Annotated in this window: 13 protein-coding genes and 1 pseudogene; 3 read left to right on the forward strand and 11 right to left on the reverse strand. The window is 59.5% G+C overall.

The window, feature by feature from the left end; all coding sequences use genetic code 11:
* Positions 1-5 precede the first annotated feature (5 nt).
* The 7 genes and pseudogenes from KVG88_RS07580 to pcaR form a co-directional block, all read right to left on the reverse strand.
* Positions 6-1310: an MFS family transporter gene (locus tag KVG88_RS07580; RefSeq protein WP_150704542.1), complete on the reverse strand. Its 1305-nt coding sequence runs from the start codon at positions 1308-1310 to the stop codon at positions 6-8.
* 161 nt (positions 1311-1471) lie between these two features.
* Positions 1472-2038: a protocatechuate 3,4-dioxygenase subunit alpha gene (gene pcaG / locus KVG88_RS07585; RefSeq protein WP_150704541.1), complete on the reverse strand. Its 567-nt coding sequence runs from the start codon at positions 2036-2038 to the stop codon at positions 1472-1474.
* Position 2039: 1 nt separating this feature from the next.
* The gene (gene pcaH / locus KVG88_RS07590) at positions 2040-2744 is read right to left on the reverse strand and encodes a protocatechuate 3,4-dioxygenase subunit beta (protein ID WP_150704540.1); all 705 of its coding nucleotides are present in this window, start codon (positions 2742-2744) and stop codon (positions 2040-2042) included.
* Between the two features lie 37 nt (positions 2745-2781).
* Positions 2782-3984, reverse strand: a complete 1203-nt coding sequence (gene pcaF, locus KVG88_RS07595) for a 3-oxoadipyl-CoA thiolase (protein ID WP_150704539.1) — start codon at positions 3982-3984, stop codon at positions 2782-2784.
* A gap of 2 nt (positions 3985-3986) precedes the next feature.
* Positions 3987-4109 (reverse strand): annotated as a pseudogene (locus KVG88_RS07600) (CoA-transferase subunit beta); the annotation flags it as partial.
* A 298-nt stretch (positions 4110-4407) separates the two neighbouring features.
* Positions 4408-5754, reverse strand: a complete 1347-nt coding sequence (pcaK, locus tag KVG88_RS07605; RefSeq protein WP_150704538.1) for a 4-hydroxybenzoate transporter PcaK — start codon at positions 5752-5754, stop codon at positions 4408-4410.
* A gap of 125 nt (positions 5755-5879) precedes the next feature.
* The gene (gene pcaR, locus KVG88_RS07610) at positions 5880-6722 is read right to left on the reverse strand and encodes a pca regulon transcriptional regulator PcaR (RefSeq protein ID WP_150704537.1); all 843 of its coding nucleotides are present in this window, start codon (positions 6720-6722) and stop codon (positions 5880-5882) included.
* Positions 6723-7397: 675 nt separating this feature from the next.
* Here pcaR and KVG88_RS07615 point away from each other — a divergent pair.
* A complete protein-coding gene (locus KVG88_RS07615; RefSeq protein WP_150704536.1) occupies positions 7398-7598 on the forward strand; it encodes a hypothetical protein in 201 nt (66 codons plus the stop codon).
* Between the two features lie 378 nt (positions 7599-7976).
* On the forward strand, positions 7977-9452 hold the full coding sequence (locus KVG88_RS07620; RefSeq protein WP_150704535.1) for an inorganic phosphate transporter: 1476 nt from the start codon (positions 7977-7979) through the stop codon (positions 9450-9452).
* Positions 9453-9680: 228 nt separating this feature from the next.
* Here the strand turns inward: KVG88_RS07620 and ccoM are convergent, their stop codons facing one another.
* The 3 genes from ccoM to KVG88_RS07630 form a co-directional block, all read right to left on the reverse strand.
* A complete protein-coding gene (gene ccoM / locus KVG88_RS31235; RefSeq protein WP_056856105.1) occupies positions 9681-9797 on the reverse strand; it encodes a cytochrome c oxidase subunit CcoM in 117 nt (38 codons plus the stop codon).
* 143 nt (positions 9798-9940) lie between these two features.
* Complete coding sequence (locus KVG88_RS07625) at positions 9941-10102, reverse strand: hypothetical protein (protein WP_008016476.1); 162 nt, start codon at positions 10100-10102, stop codon at positions 9941-9943.
* 99 nt (positions 10103-10201) lie between these two features.
* Entirely contained in the window at positions 10202-10543 is a 342-nt protein-coding gene (locus KVG88_RS07630; protein WP_217871000.1) for an aspartate-semialdehyde dehydrogenase, read from the reverse strand.
* A gap of 231 nt (positions 10544-10774) precedes the next feature.
* On the opposite strand from KVG88_RS07630, the gene rapA reads away from it, so the two are divergent.
* On the forward strand, positions 10775-13621 hold the full coding sequence (gene rapA / locus KVG88_RS07635; RefSeq protein WP_217871001.1) for an RNA polymerase-associated protein RapA: 2847 nt from the start codon (positions 10775-10777) through the stop codon (positions 13619-13621).
* 151 nt (positions 13622-13772) lie between these two features.
* Here rapA and KVG88_RS07640 read toward each other — a convergent pair whose 3' ends face one another.
* A complete protein-coding gene (locus KVG88_RS07640) occupies positions 13773-15122 on the reverse strand; it encodes a spinster family MFS transporter (protein ID WP_150704532.1) in 1350 nt (449 codons plus the stop codon).
* Between the last annotated feature and the right edge of the window lie 189 nt (positions 15123-15311).

A 15311-nucleotide genomic window follows, 5' to 3' on the forward strand; every position in this document is an offset into this window, starting at 1 on the left:
GAAGATCAAAGATCGTGGTGCAGATACTTCGCTTGTTTCGGCAGACGCAGGCTGAACAGGAAGGCGATCGCCATCATCGCCGTCACGTACCAGTAGAAGGAGTTTTCCATGCCCACGTTCTTCAGGCTCAGTGCCACAAATTCCGCCGAACCGCCGAAGATCGCGTTCGCCACCGCATACGCCAGGCCCACGCCCAATGCGCGCACTTCCGGCGGGAACATCTCGGCTTTCACCAGGCCGCTGATCGAGGTATAGAAACTGACGATCGCCAAGGCCAGGGTAATCAACACAAAGGCCAGGAATGGGCTGCCGACGGTTTTCAGGCTCAGCAGGATTGGCACCGTGCACAAAGTACCCAAAGCGCCGAACCAGAGCATCGAGTTACGTCGGCCAATCTTGTCGGCGAGCATGCCGAAGATCGGCTGCATGCACATGTACAGGAACAGCGCCCCGGTCATGATGTAGCTGGCGGTCTTGGCGTGCATCCCGGCGGTGTTCACCAGGTACTTCTGCATGTACGTGGTAAAGGTGTAGAAAATCAGCGAGCCACCGGCGGTGTAACCGAGCACGGTGATGAACGCGGCTTTATGGTCGCGAAACAGCGCCCTGATGCTGCCGGCGTCTTTGTTCTCGCGCATTTCCTTGCTGGTGGTTTCTTTCAGCGAGCGACGCAGGAACAGCGAAATCAACGCCGCCACCGCACCGACCACGAACGGAATCCGCCAGCCGTAGGCGCGCAGGTCCTCTTCAGTGAGGAATTGTTGCAGGATCACCACCAGCGACACCGCGAGCAACTGGCCGCCAATCAACGTGACGTACTGGAACGATGCGAAGAAACCGCGCTGGCCCTTGAGCGCCACTTCACTCATGTAGGTGGCGGTGGTGCCGTACTCGCCGCCCACCGACAGGCCTTGCAGCAAACGGGCGAACAGCAACAGGATCGGCGCCCAGACGCCAATATCCTTGTAGGTTGGCAGACAGGCGATGAGCAGCGAACCGAAGCACATCATCAGAATCGAGATGAGCATCGAGTTCTTGCGCCCGTGCTTGTCCGCGACACGGCCGAAGATCCAGCCGCCAATCGGCCGCATCAGGAACCCGGCGGCGAACACGCCAGCGGTGTTGACCAGTTGCACGGTGGGGTTATCGGACGGAAAAAAAGCCGGGGCGAAGTAGATCGCACAGAAGGCGTAGACGTAGAAGTCGAACCATTCGACGAGGTTGCCGGACGAAGCGCCGACAATGGCAAAGATCCGCTTGCTGCGTTCTTCGCCGGTGTAGAGAGGTTCTGTAGCGGAGGTCGTTGTCATTGTTTTTTACTCAATAGGGACTGTGAGAGTCTAGACATACTTTGCAACAGTCCCGTTCCACAGCAACAAGCATCAAAAGATCGCAGGCTGCGGCAACTCCTACAGGGTGTACGCCGTCTTTACGTAGGAGCTGCCGCAGGCTGCGATCTTTGATCTAGACCCTAATAATCGAAGAACACCGTCTCGGCATCAGTGCCTTGCAGGATGACGTTCCACTGATAAACACCGGTCGCATCCTGCTTCGCCAGCAGCGTCTCGCGGCGCTCGGCTGGTACGCACTCCAGCAACGGATCTTCGACGTTGGCCGGTTCGCCTTCAAAGTAGATCCGCGTCAGCAAGTGCTTAACCAGGCCACGGGCAAACACCAGCACCACCAGGTGCGGCGCCTGGGTCGTGCCCTTGAGGCCTTCGACAGTGCCCGGTTTGATCGTGGTGAAACGGAAGCGCCCTTCGGCATCCACCGGCACCCGGCCAAAACCTTCGAAATTCGGGTCCAGGGGTTTATCCTGGTCGTCTTCGGGGTGGTCGTACTTGCCGGCAGCGTTGGCCTGCCAGACTTCCAGCATGGCGTCGTTGACGACATCGCCGTTGCCATCGACCACTTGCCCGGTGATCGCCACGCGCTCGCCCAGGGTTTGTTCGACGGTCAGGTCTTCGCGGTTCAGCCAGGTCAAGCCGATGTGGTAGTACGGCCCGACGGTGTGGGACGTGGTCGCATTCAACGTCATCTTATTTCTCCATCGGCGTGGCGTCGCGGCCGCGCAATACGATGTCCCAACGATAACCGAGGGCATAGGAAGGGATTGTTTTTTCCAGGTCGAAACTGGCGATCAGACGCTCTTTGGCGCGGGTATCGGGCACGCAGTTGTAGATTGGGTCGTACGCCAGCAGCGGGTCGCCCGGGAAATACATTTGTGTCACCAGCCGCGTCAGGATGCTCGGCCCGAACAGCGAGAAATGGATATGTGCCGGGCGCCACGCGTTGTGGTGGTTGCCCCACGGATAAGCGCCAGGCTTGATGGTCTGGAACTGGTACCAGCCATCGGCGTCGGTCACGGTGCGGCCGGTGCCGGTGAAGTTCGGGTCCAGCGGTGCGTCGTGCAGGTCACGGGCATGGGCGTAGCGACCGGCGGCGTTGGCCTGCCAGATTTCTACCAGAATCCCGGGCACCGGCAGACCGTTTTCGTCCAGCACGCGGCCGTGGATGATGATGCGTTCACCTTGAGGTTCCGCGTCATGTTGGGCTGTCAGGTCATTGTCCTTCTCATTGACGCGCTCGGCGCCAATGGTAGGACCGGTGATTTCCGACAACGAATGGGGCAGGAACACCAACGGTTTCGACGGCGAGCGCAGGTTGGTTGATTGGTAGGTCGGATGCAGGTACGGCGGTTGAGTGCCTTCCTGCGGACGACGGTAACCAGGCTTGTCAGTCATGAAACATTCCTCAGTTCTTATAAGTCTTCAGAGCGCGTCAAACGCGCTCGATTGCCAACGCCAGACCTTGGCCGACACCGACGCACATGGTCGCCAAACCTTTCTTGCCGCCGGTTTTTTCCAGTTGATGCAAAGCCGTCAGTACCAGTCGCGCACCGCTCATACCCAATGGATGGCCCAAGGCAATGGCGCCACCGTTCGGGTTGACCTGAGCCGCGTCGTCGGCGATTCCCAGTTCACGCAGCACCGCCAAGCCCTGGCTGGCGAAGGCTTCGTTGAGTTCGATCACGTCAAACTCACTGACTGCCACACCGAGGCGCTCGATCAGTTTACGCACCGCGGGCACCGGGCCAATACCCATCACACGCGGGGCAACACCGGCGCTGGCCATGCCGAGCACTTTGGCACGGGCGGTCAGGCCGTGTTTCTTCACTGCTTCGGCCGAAGCCAGGATCAACGCGGCGGCGCCGTCGTTCACACCCGAGGCGTTGCCGGCAGTCACGGTTTTGTCGGGGCCGTTGACCGGTTTCAGTTTGGTCAGCGCTTCCAGGGTGGTGTCGGCGCGAGGATGCTCGTCCTGGCTGACCACGGTTTCACCCTTCTTGTGGGTGATGCGCACTTCGACGATTTCTTCGGCGAAGAAACCTGCAGCTTGTGCGGCGGCAGTACGTTGCTGGCTGCGCAAGGCGAACGCGTCCTGATCGGCGCGCGATACCTTGTAGTCGTCAGCCACGTTGTCAGCAGTTTGCGGCATCGCGTCCACGCCGTACTGGGCTTTCATCAACGGGTTGATGAAGCGCCAGCCGATGGTGGTGTCTTCCAGTTTCATGTTGCGCGAAAACGCGGCGTCAGCCTTGCCCATCACAAACGGCGCACGGGACATCGACTCGACGCCACCGGCAATCGCCAGCTCCATTTCACCACTGGCGATAGCGCGGAATGCGGTGCCGATGGCATCCATGCCCGAAGCGCACAGGCGATTGAGCGTCACGCCGGGAATGGTTTCCGGCAGACCCGCCAGCAGCAGCGCCATGCGCGCCACGTTGCGGTTGTCTTCACCGGCCTGGTTGGCGCAGCCGAGGAACACCTCGTCCACGGCATTCCAGTCCACCGACGGGTTGCGCTCCATCAGGGCCTTGATTGGCACGGCGGCCAGGTCGTCAGCGCGAACCGTCGACAGGCCCCCGCCGAAACGGCCGATAGGGGTACGAATCGCGTCGCAGATATAAACGTCACGCATTGTGCTTCTCCAGGTGCTTGGCTGTGGGCGGCCGCTGTGCGGGCTTCAAGATCGCGCAGCGCGGTCAGCTCGACTTCAGTCGGCTCGGCGGTTTGTTCAACGTTGTCGGCAAAGCGAATCGCCCACCACCGCATCTCGCAGCGAAAGAATTTCAGCCATTGGGGCAGGCTCCCGTTTGTTATTAACCGCCAGTGAAAAAAGGCGCCGATGCGCAGCGCCGGAGTGACTGAAGATTAAGCCTGTGAAAAACACCAAACAATCCGATAATCGACTGAGCGTTCGCTTATCGAACACATTGTTGTCTGGCTACCGATCGTCGCCGTGCTCAAAAGATCGCCGCCTGCGGCAGCTCCTACAGGAGGAATGCATGCCCTTGTAGGGGCTACCGCAGGCTGCGATCTCTTCATCTAGTACAAAGCAGGGTCAAGTCGCATCCGCATGACTGACAATGCCCTTGATCACCACCGCCATGGTCGCCACCGCCGCCGGGATCACCAGCGCTGTCAGCACCTGCTCAAAGTTCCAGCCCAGGCCCAACAGCGTCGCACCCATCCAGGCGCCAAGGATTGCGCCGAAACGGCCGATACCCAGCATCCACGACACTCCGGTGGCTCGACCCTGAGTCGGATAGAACCGCGCGGCCAGCGATGGCATCGCCGATTGCGCGCCGTTGACACACATCCCGGCCACCAGCACCAGGGTCGCCAACAGCGTGATGTTGCCCAGGCTCTGGCCTACCGCGTAGGCAAATACCCCGGCCAGCAGGTAGAAAATGCCGATGACCTTGTGCGGATTGAACCGGTCCATCGCCCAACCCACGCCCACCGCGCTCAGCACGCCACCGAACTGGAACAACGCGCCGATGAACGCCGCCTGCTCCATGCTCGCGCCGCTGTCGCGCATCAGGGTCGGCAGCCAACTGGTCAATAAGTAAACAATCACCAGGCCCATGAAGTAGGTCAGCCACAGCAGCAAGGTGCCGACGCTGTAGGTGCCGGAGAAGATCACCGCAAACACGTTGCGCGCCTTCACGGTTTTCTGTTCCGGGACGCTGAAGCTGGCAGCCTGGGCGACCATTGTCGGATCAATCGGCGCCAGTGCCTTGCGCACTTTGTCGGTGCCGCGGTTGCGTACCACCAGGTAACGCGCCGACTCCGGCAGCCAGAACAGCAAAACGACCGCGAGGATCAACGGCAGAATCCCGCCGATCAGCAGCAAGCTGTGCCAGCCAAACGCTGGAATCAGCTTGGCTGAAATGAAACCGCCACCGGCCATGCCCAGGTTGAAGCCGCAGAACATGCTGGTCACTAGCAGGGATTTCTTGCGCTCCGGGGTGTACTCCGACAGCAGCGTCGTGGCATTGGGCATACCCGCACCCAGGCCCAACCCCGTCAGGAAGCGCAGTACCAACAGTTGCTCAACGTTGGTGCTGTAAGCCGAAGCCAGGCTGAACGCACCGAACAACAGTACAGCGCCGACCAATACGACTTTTCGCCCAAAGCGGTCAGCCAACGGGCCGGAGCCCAGTGCGCCGAAGACCATGCCGATCAACGCCGCGCTCATCACCGGGCCAAGGCTGGCGCGATCGATGCCCCAATCCTGAGAAAGCGCAGGCGCAATGAACCCCATGGCCGCCGTGTCGAGGCCATCGAGGAAGACAATCAGGAAACACAGGATTACCACGCGCCACTGGTAACGCGAAATGGGTTGGGCATTGATGAAGGACTGCACGTCGAGGCAGTTACCTACAGCAGACTGAGGCTGGTTCATTATTTTTATTCCGTGGATCACTGTCGAACAGGGAGCCAGCCAACGCTGGCGCAGCCGCGACAGTAATGATCCAGAGGAAACAGCGTCAATTCGCCAGACGCGACTCTGTGCGTTTATCGAACACCTTAGGCAAACAATTGAGCGCTAAGATCGCGGCTGGCGCTTAACAGACCGGGAAGGAAGCGCTGCTCCAGCTCGTTGCGACTGACTCGCCCGGCATGGGTGCTGACGTTCAGCGCAGCAACCACCTGACCGGACGCGTCGTACACCGGCACGGCAATCGAGCGCAGGCCTTGCTCAAGTTCCTGATCGACGATGCACCAGCCCTGCTGCCGAACTTCCTGCAAACACTCAAGCAATGCCTCGGGTGTGTGGATCGTGCGGCTGGTCTTGGCCTGCAATTCGGCGTGATCCAGGTACTCGCGCAGCGAGGTGTCATCCAGCGCTGCCAGAAGAATCCTGCCCATCGACGTGCAATAGGCCGGCAAGCGTCCACCGACCGAAAGGTCCACTGAAATCAGGCGCTGGGTGGTTGCCGAGCGGGCAATGTACAAAATGTCTTCGCCTTCGAGGGTGGCCATGTTGCAGGCCTCGTGCAGCTGCTCGCTCATGCGATCAAGGTACGGTTGAGCCGAAACCGCCAGTGGTGTCGACGACACATAGGCATGGCCGAGCGTCAGCACTTTGGGCAGCAAGGAATACGTGCGACCGTCGGTGGTGGCGTAGCCGAGTTTGATCAGCGTATGTAGGCAACGTCGCACAGCAGCGCGGGGAATTTCCGTGCGGTGGCTGATCTGCGCGATGGTCAGGTGCCGTTTGCGCTCCTGAAACGCTTGCACCACTGCCAATCCACGGGCCAGCGAGGTCATGAAATCCGGGTCACCGGTCAGGGCCTGTATCCGCTTGGCGGGCGAAGCAACGATTGGCGGTGCTACAGAAGCGAAGGAATTGCGCAATTGATCGTTCATACAAGGTCCTTGTCCCACACGGATCAGGGGCTATTACACGCCGCTACCGGCCCGGCACACAAGCCCGGACCACCAAGATTGGGCGATTATCGAACGACCGGTCGATAATCGCAAGCGGTACCCTTGTCCCAAGCAAACGACGCAAGGAACGGCTACATGCTTTTATTACGACCAGGAAACAGAGTTACAGGGCCGATGTAACTTTCTTAAGTTGTTCGACTTAATGGCGCCAGAAAGACATCACTGCACAGTGACATCATTGCGCGTTCTAGTTGGCAGTAAAACTTGCGAGTAACAAAACAATCACACATTACTAACCACTTTTAACTCTTTGGAGATAGAGTTCTGTGAATCGCTCGCTATAATGCAAATCAGTAGCCGGACGGTTTTCTATTGACCGACCCCGCTACCCGGTGGTGCGATGTTCCATCGTTACCGCCCCCGGCAAGCGCTCGACGCTGACTGCATTTGCATCGCCAATGCGCTCGCTGAAACAGGAAGCTGATGCTGCGTCAGCTGTTTATCTCTGGTGCGTGGCCGCCTGCAACATGGACGTATTGATTGCCCTGCCGTAAAACGATGCCTGCACAGGCCTGGTCTTTGCGACATGCAGGGTCAATACATTGAATGCAGCGCGTTTCACCAGAATTTATCTCAACTCAAACAGGTAGCACTGTGACGAAAGACGAACTGCGCGCGGAACTTGAGCGCCAGGAACAACGTTACAAGGAAGTTTACGGCGGGGAAGTCACCACCTACGCCGCCCAGCCCGAACCGGAACGCAAACCCTGGCGTAAACGCGCCACCGTTCAGGATCAGGTTTTCAAGCAAGAACTCGAAAAAATGGAAAAGGACCTCAAAGCCGAAGAGCCGTGATGGCCTCGGTTTGGGTCCTTTCGAGGGTCTGCGATTGCGCCCGTTAAAAGCGGGATGCATGGATGTCGCCTTTTGCGCCTGCTACAAGCGGGCAGCGACCACCTTGCTCATCTGACAGGGTAAAAGGCTCATATCTGACCCTCCTCTCAGAAATTTCACACAAGCGTTCCGCGCCTTCCGTCAGGTGAGCGAAACCCTTGCGCCATCGGCGTTTTCGAATAAATTCAACAACTTGCATACCCCCGAAAATCACCAGGGCGGTGGACCCCGACGCAAATTAATTCGTTGAAGAATGTTACCGACGAGCAGCTAGTGCATTGATTGGCACGCTTTTCTGGCATAATCCCGCCCCCCTTATGACCGGGTCAGAAAACCTTCATGATCGATTTATTCAGCGGACTGGATGCTTGGGTGCTAGTGAGCCTCCTGCTCGCCCTGACTTTTGTCCTCGCCTTCGAGTTCATCAATGGATTTCATGACACCGCTAACGCGGTAGCCACTGTTATCTACACCAAAGCGATGCCGCCCCACCTGGCAGTGTTCTTTTCCGGTGTGTTCAATTTCCTCGGCGTATTGCTGGGCGGCGTTGGCGTGGCGTATGCCATCGTTCACCTGCTGCCGGTGGAGCTGCTGATCAATGTGAACACCGGCCATGGTCTGGCGATGGTGTTCTCGTTGCTCGCCGCAGCCATCACCTGGAACCTGGGCACCTGGTACTTCGGTATCCCTGCTTCCAGTTCCCATACGTTGATCGGCTCGATCCTCGGCGTGGGCCTGGCGAACGCCTTGATTAACGAAATTCCGTTGGCCGATGGCGTGAACTGGCAGAAGGCGATCGACATCGCCATGTCGCTGGTGTTCTCGCCAATGGCTGGCTTCCTGATCGCTGCGCTGATCCTGATCGGTCTGAAATGGTGGCGTCCGCTGTCGAAGATGCACAAGACGCCGGAACAGCGTCGCAAGATCGACGACAAGAAGCACCCGCCATTCTGGAACCGCCTGGTACTGGTGATCTCGGCCATGGCCGTGAGCTTCGTGCACGGCTCCAACGATGGTCAGAAAGGTATCGGCCTGATCATGCTGGTACTGATCGGTATCGTGCCGGCGCAGTTCGTACTCGACCTGAACAGCACCACCTACCAGATCGAGCGTACCCGCGACGCCACCCTGCACCTGAGCCAGTTCTACCAGCGCAATGCCGAAACCCTGGGCGAGTTCCTGGCGTTGGGCAAAAGCGTGGAAGGTGACCTGCCGGAGAAATTCCGTTGCAACCCGCAACAGACCGAACCGACCATCACCGCGCTGCTGGGCACTCTCAAAGGCGTAGCCGACTACCACTCGCTGTCGGCGGAAAGCCGCATTGAAGTACGCCGCTACCTGCTTTGCCTGGATGACACGGCGAAGAAGGTCAGCAAGCTGCCAGGCCTCGCCCCTCGTGAGAAGGCTGACCTGGACAAGCTGCGCAAGGACCTGACCACCACCACCGAATACGCGCCGTTCTGGGTGATTCTGGCGGTTGCTCTGGCCCTGGGCCTGGGCACGATGGTGGGTTGGAAGCGTGTGGTACTGACCATCGGCGAGAAGATCGGCAAGCAGGGCATGACCTATTCCCAGGGCATGTCGGCGCAGATCACCACCGCCAGCCTGATCGGCATGGCCAACATCTTCAGCCTGCCGGTGTCCACCACCCACGTTCTGTCCTCGGGCGTGGCCGGCACCATGGTCGCCAACAAAAGCGGCCTGCAAGGCGGCACCGTCAAGACCATCCTGCTGGCCTGGGTGCTGACCCTGCCAGCCACGGTCGCCCTGTCGGCCGGGTTGTTCTGGCTGGCTTCGAAGGCACTCGGCAGCTGATCGGCAGCCGAACGAAAAAGGCGCGTTCCGCAAGGACCGCGCCTTTTTTATTACTGAATTTCCGCAACACCACAAATCACTGTAGGAGCTGCCGCAGGCTGCGATCTTTTGATCTTTTAAAAGGCAAGATCAAAAGATCGCAGCCTGCGGCAGCTAAATCATCAGGCAAAAAAAAGGGCAACCGAAGTTGCCCAAAATGCCTTGCGTGCTCATTGCATCCAGAAAGACCTACGGTTTTTTCCGCTTGTGCGAGTCCTTCCAGATAAAGAATCCGAAACCTGCAAAAAATACGAACATGAGGCTGACGGTCAGCACTCCGGCGATCACCACGTTGTCGAAAAACATGACGCGTCTCCTGCTCTTGCCCTGTTGCGATAGGGCTAAGTTACCCAAACGGGCAGGAGAAAATATTGACCGGGATCAATGTCGCCCGAGACTGAGCGCACAGGAGGGGAAAAACTGACCTGCATCAATCGATGCAGGGGGATTCAACGTTTTTTCGGCTTGTTCTTCGGCTTTTTCTTCGCCTTGCCCAAAGGCATGGCCTGCTCGAACGCCTGGCGCACTTCATTCAGGCGCTTGTCGTTGAGGTCATGGACACGCTTGGCGCGTTCGGCATTGAGGTCGATCAGTTTGTCGTCTTGGCTCATGGCGTTCAGTGCATCGCTTGAAATGAATTCAACTGCCGCATCGCTCGGCAGGTTTGCGCCAATAATGCGGTCTGGCGCCTGCGCTGACCAGCCACTCGCTCAAATCTCGATATCGACCCACAACCCCTGACGGGGCTGATCTTCCATCAAAGGCGCTACCGGCACGGTGTTGTCGGCATTGAGCTCGTGTCCAGGAACAGCCAGGTGCGCCTCGGGATCTTCGTCGGCTTCACGGCGACGCCGTTCCTGTTCTTGCTTGCGGCGCTGTTCTTCGCGCAGAAGCAAGGCGGCTTCTTCGGGGTCGCGCTTTTTCAGGTCGATGGTGCTGTCAGTGGAGCTTTCCTGCACGGGCACCACTGGAGCAATGTCCGGACGCGGGCGGACCGGGTCGTGCTGTGAAGTGATAGGCAGGGCACTCAGGGGGAGCATCGGTGGCAGCATATATTTTGGTCTCCTGTCAGCAGGCTGTCGGCCGCGCGGATGGCGACTTGAGCCATCGGTCGCAAACTGTGACTCAATCGACACTGCCATAACGGTCGCCAGCTACGATTTGTTCAGGCCCTGAAGATCAAAAGATCGCAGCCTACGGCAGCTCCAACACAGGTATTCCTTTGGTCTGGAGACCTGATTCCGTTAAGATAGCCCGCTTTTTCAAGGTGGGAGTCAGGCAGCATGGCGCAGCAGTATCAACCGGGGCAACGCTGGATCAGTGACAGCGAAGCCGAGCTGGGTTTAGGCACCGTTCTGGCACAGGACGGCCGCTTGTTGACCGTGCTCTATCCGGCCACTGGCGACACTCGCCAGTACGCGCTAAGGAATGCGCCCCTCACCCGTGTGCGGTTTTCGCCGGGCGACTCCATCACTCACTTCGAAGGCTGGAAACTGACCGTTCGCGAAGTCGACGACGTCGATGGCCTGCTGGTCTACCACGGCCTCAATGCGCAGAACGAAGTGGTCACCCTGCCGGAAACCCAACTGTCGAACTTCATCCAGTTCCGTCTCGCCAGCGACCGTCTGTTCGCCGGGCAGATCGACCCGCTGGCGTGGTTCGCCCTGCGTTATCACACCCTCGAACACACCAGCCGCCAGCTGCAGTCCTCGCTTTGGGGCCTGGGTGGCGTGCGTGCGCAACCGATCGCGCACCAGTTGCACATCGCCCGTGAAGTCGCTGACCGTATCGCACCACGGGTTCTGCTGGCCGACGAAGTAGGCCTGGGTAAAACCATCGAAGCCGGTCTGGTGATCCATCGCCAACTGCTTTCAGGCCGCGCCAATCGCGTGCTGATCCTGGTCCCGGAAAACCTTCAGCACCAGTGGCTGGTGGAAATGCGTCGCCGCTTCAACCTGCAGGTTGCGTTGTTCGACGAAGAACGCTTCATTGAAAGCGATGCCTCCAACCCGTTCGAAGACACCCAGCTCGCGCTGGTGGCCCTGGAATGGCTGGTAGATGACGAGAAAGCCCAGGACGCGCTGTTCGCCGCCGGCTGGGATTTGCTGGTGGTCGACGAAGCGCATCACCTGGTGTGGCACGAAGATCAGGCCAGCCCTGAATATACGCTGGTCGAGCAACTGGCAGAAACCATTCCCGGCGTGCTGTTGCTGACCGCGACCCCGGAACAACTCGGCCAGGACAGCCACTTCGCCCGTCTACGCCTGCTCGACCCGAACCGTTTCCATGACCTGGCCGCGTTCCGTGCCGAGAGCGAAAACTACCGCCCGGTGGCCGAAGCCGTTCAGGAGTTGCTGGAGAAGGGTCGCCTGTCGCCTGAAGCACACAAGACCATCCATGGTTTCCTCGGAAACGAAGGCGAGGCCCTGCTGACCGCGGTCAACGATGGCGACACCGAAGCCAGTGCCCGTCTGGTGCGTGAACTGTTGGACCGTCACGGCACCGGCCGCGTGCTGTTCCGTAATACCCGCGCCGCCGTGCAGGGTTTCCCGGAACGCAAACTGCACCCGTACCCGCTGCCGTGCCCGGACGAATACCTTGAACTGCCGCTGGGCGATCACGCCGAGTTGTATCCGGAAGTCAGCTTCCAGGCGCAGCCGGACGCCAATGAAGAAGACCGCTGGTGGAAATTCGACCCACGCGTTGAGTGGCTGATCGATCAGCTGAAGATGCTCAAGCGCACCAAAGTCCTGGTGATCTGCGCCCACGCCGAAACCGCCATGGACCTGGAAGACGCCTTGCGCGTGCGCTCCGGCATTCCGGCCACGGTGTTCCACGAAGGCATGAACATCCTCGAACGTGACCGCGCCGCCGCCTATTTCGCCGACGAAGAGTTTGGCGCGCAGGTGCTGATCTGCTCGGAAATCGGCAGTGAAGGTCGCAACTTCCAGTTCTCCCACCATTTGGTGCTGTTCGATCTGCCGTCCCACCCGGACTTGCTGGAACAGCGCATCGGTCGTCTGGACCGGATCGGCCAGAAGCACACCATCGAACTGCACGTGCCGTACCTGGAAACCAGCCCGCAAGAGCGCCTGTTCCAGTGGTATCACGAAGCACTGAACGCGTTCCTTAACACTTGCCCGACCGGCAACGCCTTGCAGCATCAGTTCGGCCCGCGCTTGCTGCCGTTGCTGGAAGAAGCTGACGATGGAGAGTGGCAAGCGCTGATCGACGAAGCCCGCACTGAGCGTGAGCGTCTGGAAGCAGAACTGCACACCGGCCGCGACCGTTTGCTGGAGCTCAACTCCGGTGGCGCTGGTGAAGGCGACGCGCTGGTTGAAGACATTCTTGAGCAAGACGATCAGTTCGCCCTGCCGATCTACATGGAAACCCTGTTCGACGCCTTCGGCATCGACAGCGAAGACCATTCGGAAAACGCACTGATCCTCAAGCCAAGCGAAAAAATGCTCGACGCCAGTTTCCCACTGGGCGACGACGAAGGCGTGACCATCACTTACGACCGTAACCAGGCGCTGTCCCGCGAAGACATGCAGTTCATCACCTGGGAACACCCGATGGTCCAGGGCGGCATGGACTTGGTGTTGTCTGGTTCCATGGGCAATACCGCCGTGGCGCTGATCAAGAACAAGGCGCTGAAACCCGGCACCGTGTTGCTGGAATTGCTCTACGTCAGCGAAGTGGTTGCCCCGCGTTCGCTGCAACTGGGCCGTTACTTGCCACCGGCGGCGCTGCGCTGCCTGCTTGATGCCAATGGCAATGACCTGTCGGCCCGGGTGTCGTTCGAGACCCTCAATGATCAACTCGAAAGCGTGCCGCGCGCCAGCGCCAACAAGTTCATCCAGGCCCAGCGCGATCAGCTGACGCCGCGGATCAATGCCGGCGAAGACAAGATCTTCCCGCGTCACGCCGAGCGTGTGGCTGAGGCGCAACGTCGCCTGGCCGCCGACACCGACGAAGAACTGGCACGCCTGACCGCTTTGCAAGCGGTCAACCCGACCGTGCGTGACAGCGAGCTGGTTGCCCTGCGCAAACAACGCGAACAAGGCCTGGCCATGCTCGACAAAGCTGCGCTGCGACTGGAAGCGATCCGGGTGTTGGTAGCGGGTTAAGCCCCTGCTCTACCCTGAAAATAAACAAGGCCCGCAGTGATGCGGGCCTTTTTATTCTTGAATCAAAATCAAAAGATCGCAGCCTTCGGCAGCTCCTACAGGGAGTACACGATCACCTGTAGGAGCTGCCGAAGGCTGCGATCTTTTGATCTTAAGCCGTCGCCACAGAACCCTCAGGCTCAACCACTGCCACCAACCCTTCCTTCATCCGCTTGGCATCACGCACGAAACAGCGCGAAGCCAGCACCAGAAACACCATGGTGAAAAACAGCGCCACCGGAATCAGGTACATCGCGTCGTGCAGCCCGACGGCCTTGAACGCTTCGGTCATCTGTTCGGCGCCCGCTGCAAGCATCGCCGTGTGGGCGAAGTGATCGGACAACGCACCGACCACCACCGGCCCCAATCCGCCACCCAGCAGATACAACCCGGCAAAGAACAGCGCCATGGCCGTGGCGCGCAAGCGTGGCTCGACCACGTCCTGAATCGCCGTGTACACGCAGGTGTAGAAGTTGTAGGCAAACAACCAGCCCACGCTGAATACCGCCACGAACACACCGATCTCGATCCGTCCCGAATGCAGCGCCCAAGCTGTGCAGACCGTGGAGATGATCAGACTGAACGCCGCAAACAGTAGACGTCCATTGGCAACCCGCTGATGAATCTTGTCGGCCACCCAGCCACCCAGCGTCAGGCCGAACAACCCGGTCACGCCGACGATCACCCCGGTCGCCACGGCCGCTTCCTGCAACGGCATCAGGAAGTAGCGCTGCAGCATCGGCACCAGGAACGAGTTGCAGGCGTAAGTAGCGAAGTTGAAGCACAGCCCGGCCATGACCAGCCAGAGGAAGGTCGGCACCGCCAGCACCCGACGAATCGGCCGGTCAACCTTCTCCTGCGAAACCTGCACGCTTTCAGCGGCGCCGCGCTTCGGCTCCTTGATGAAAAACATGAAGACCGCAAGGATCAGCCCCGGCACGGCGGCAATGAAAAACGGCGCGCGCCAGCTGTCGAAGGCCTTGACCATCGCGCCGATGGTGAAGAACGCCAGCAGCAGACCCAACGGCAGCCCCAGCATGAAAATGCCCATGGCCCGCGCCCGACGGTGAGCCGGGAACAAGTCGCCGATCAGCGAATTCGCGGCGGGCGCGTAACTGGCTTCGCCGATGCCGATGCCCATGCGCACAATCAGGAAACTCCAGAAACTGCCGACCATGCCGTTGACCGCGGTCAACCCGCTCCATGCCGCCAGGCCCCAGCCCATCAGCTTGGCACGCGAACCAGTGTCGGCCATCCGCCCCAGGGGCAGGCCGGCAATGGCGTAGACGATGGTGAATGCGGTGCCGATGATCCCCAGTTGAAAGTCGCTGAGGTGCCATTCCATGCGGATCGGTTCGATGATGATGGCCGGGATGGTGCGGTCGAAAAAGTTGAACAGGTTGGCCAGGAACAGCAGGAACAGAATGCGCCAGGCATTCGCCGCTTGGGTCGAGTTCTGCATGGGTCCGTCTCTTTTATTGTTATGGGGCTTCACTGCCAGTGCATCCGAGCCCGGAACCTGCAATCTAGTCAGGCGCCCCCGTGCTGTCTGTAATTATTCGTAAAGCTGATACCCGACCATCGGATCTGTCGCGGCTCATGCAACATTTTATTTCCAAATGATCTAGACCCCATTCCAAAAGGATTGCAG

It is taken from the genome of Pseudomonas azerbaijanoccidentalis (genome assembly GCF_019145495.1).
GTDB lineage: Bacteria > Pseudomonadota > Gammaproteobacteria > Pseudomonadales > Pseudomonadaceae > Aquipseudomonas > Aquipseudomonas azerbaijanoccidentalis.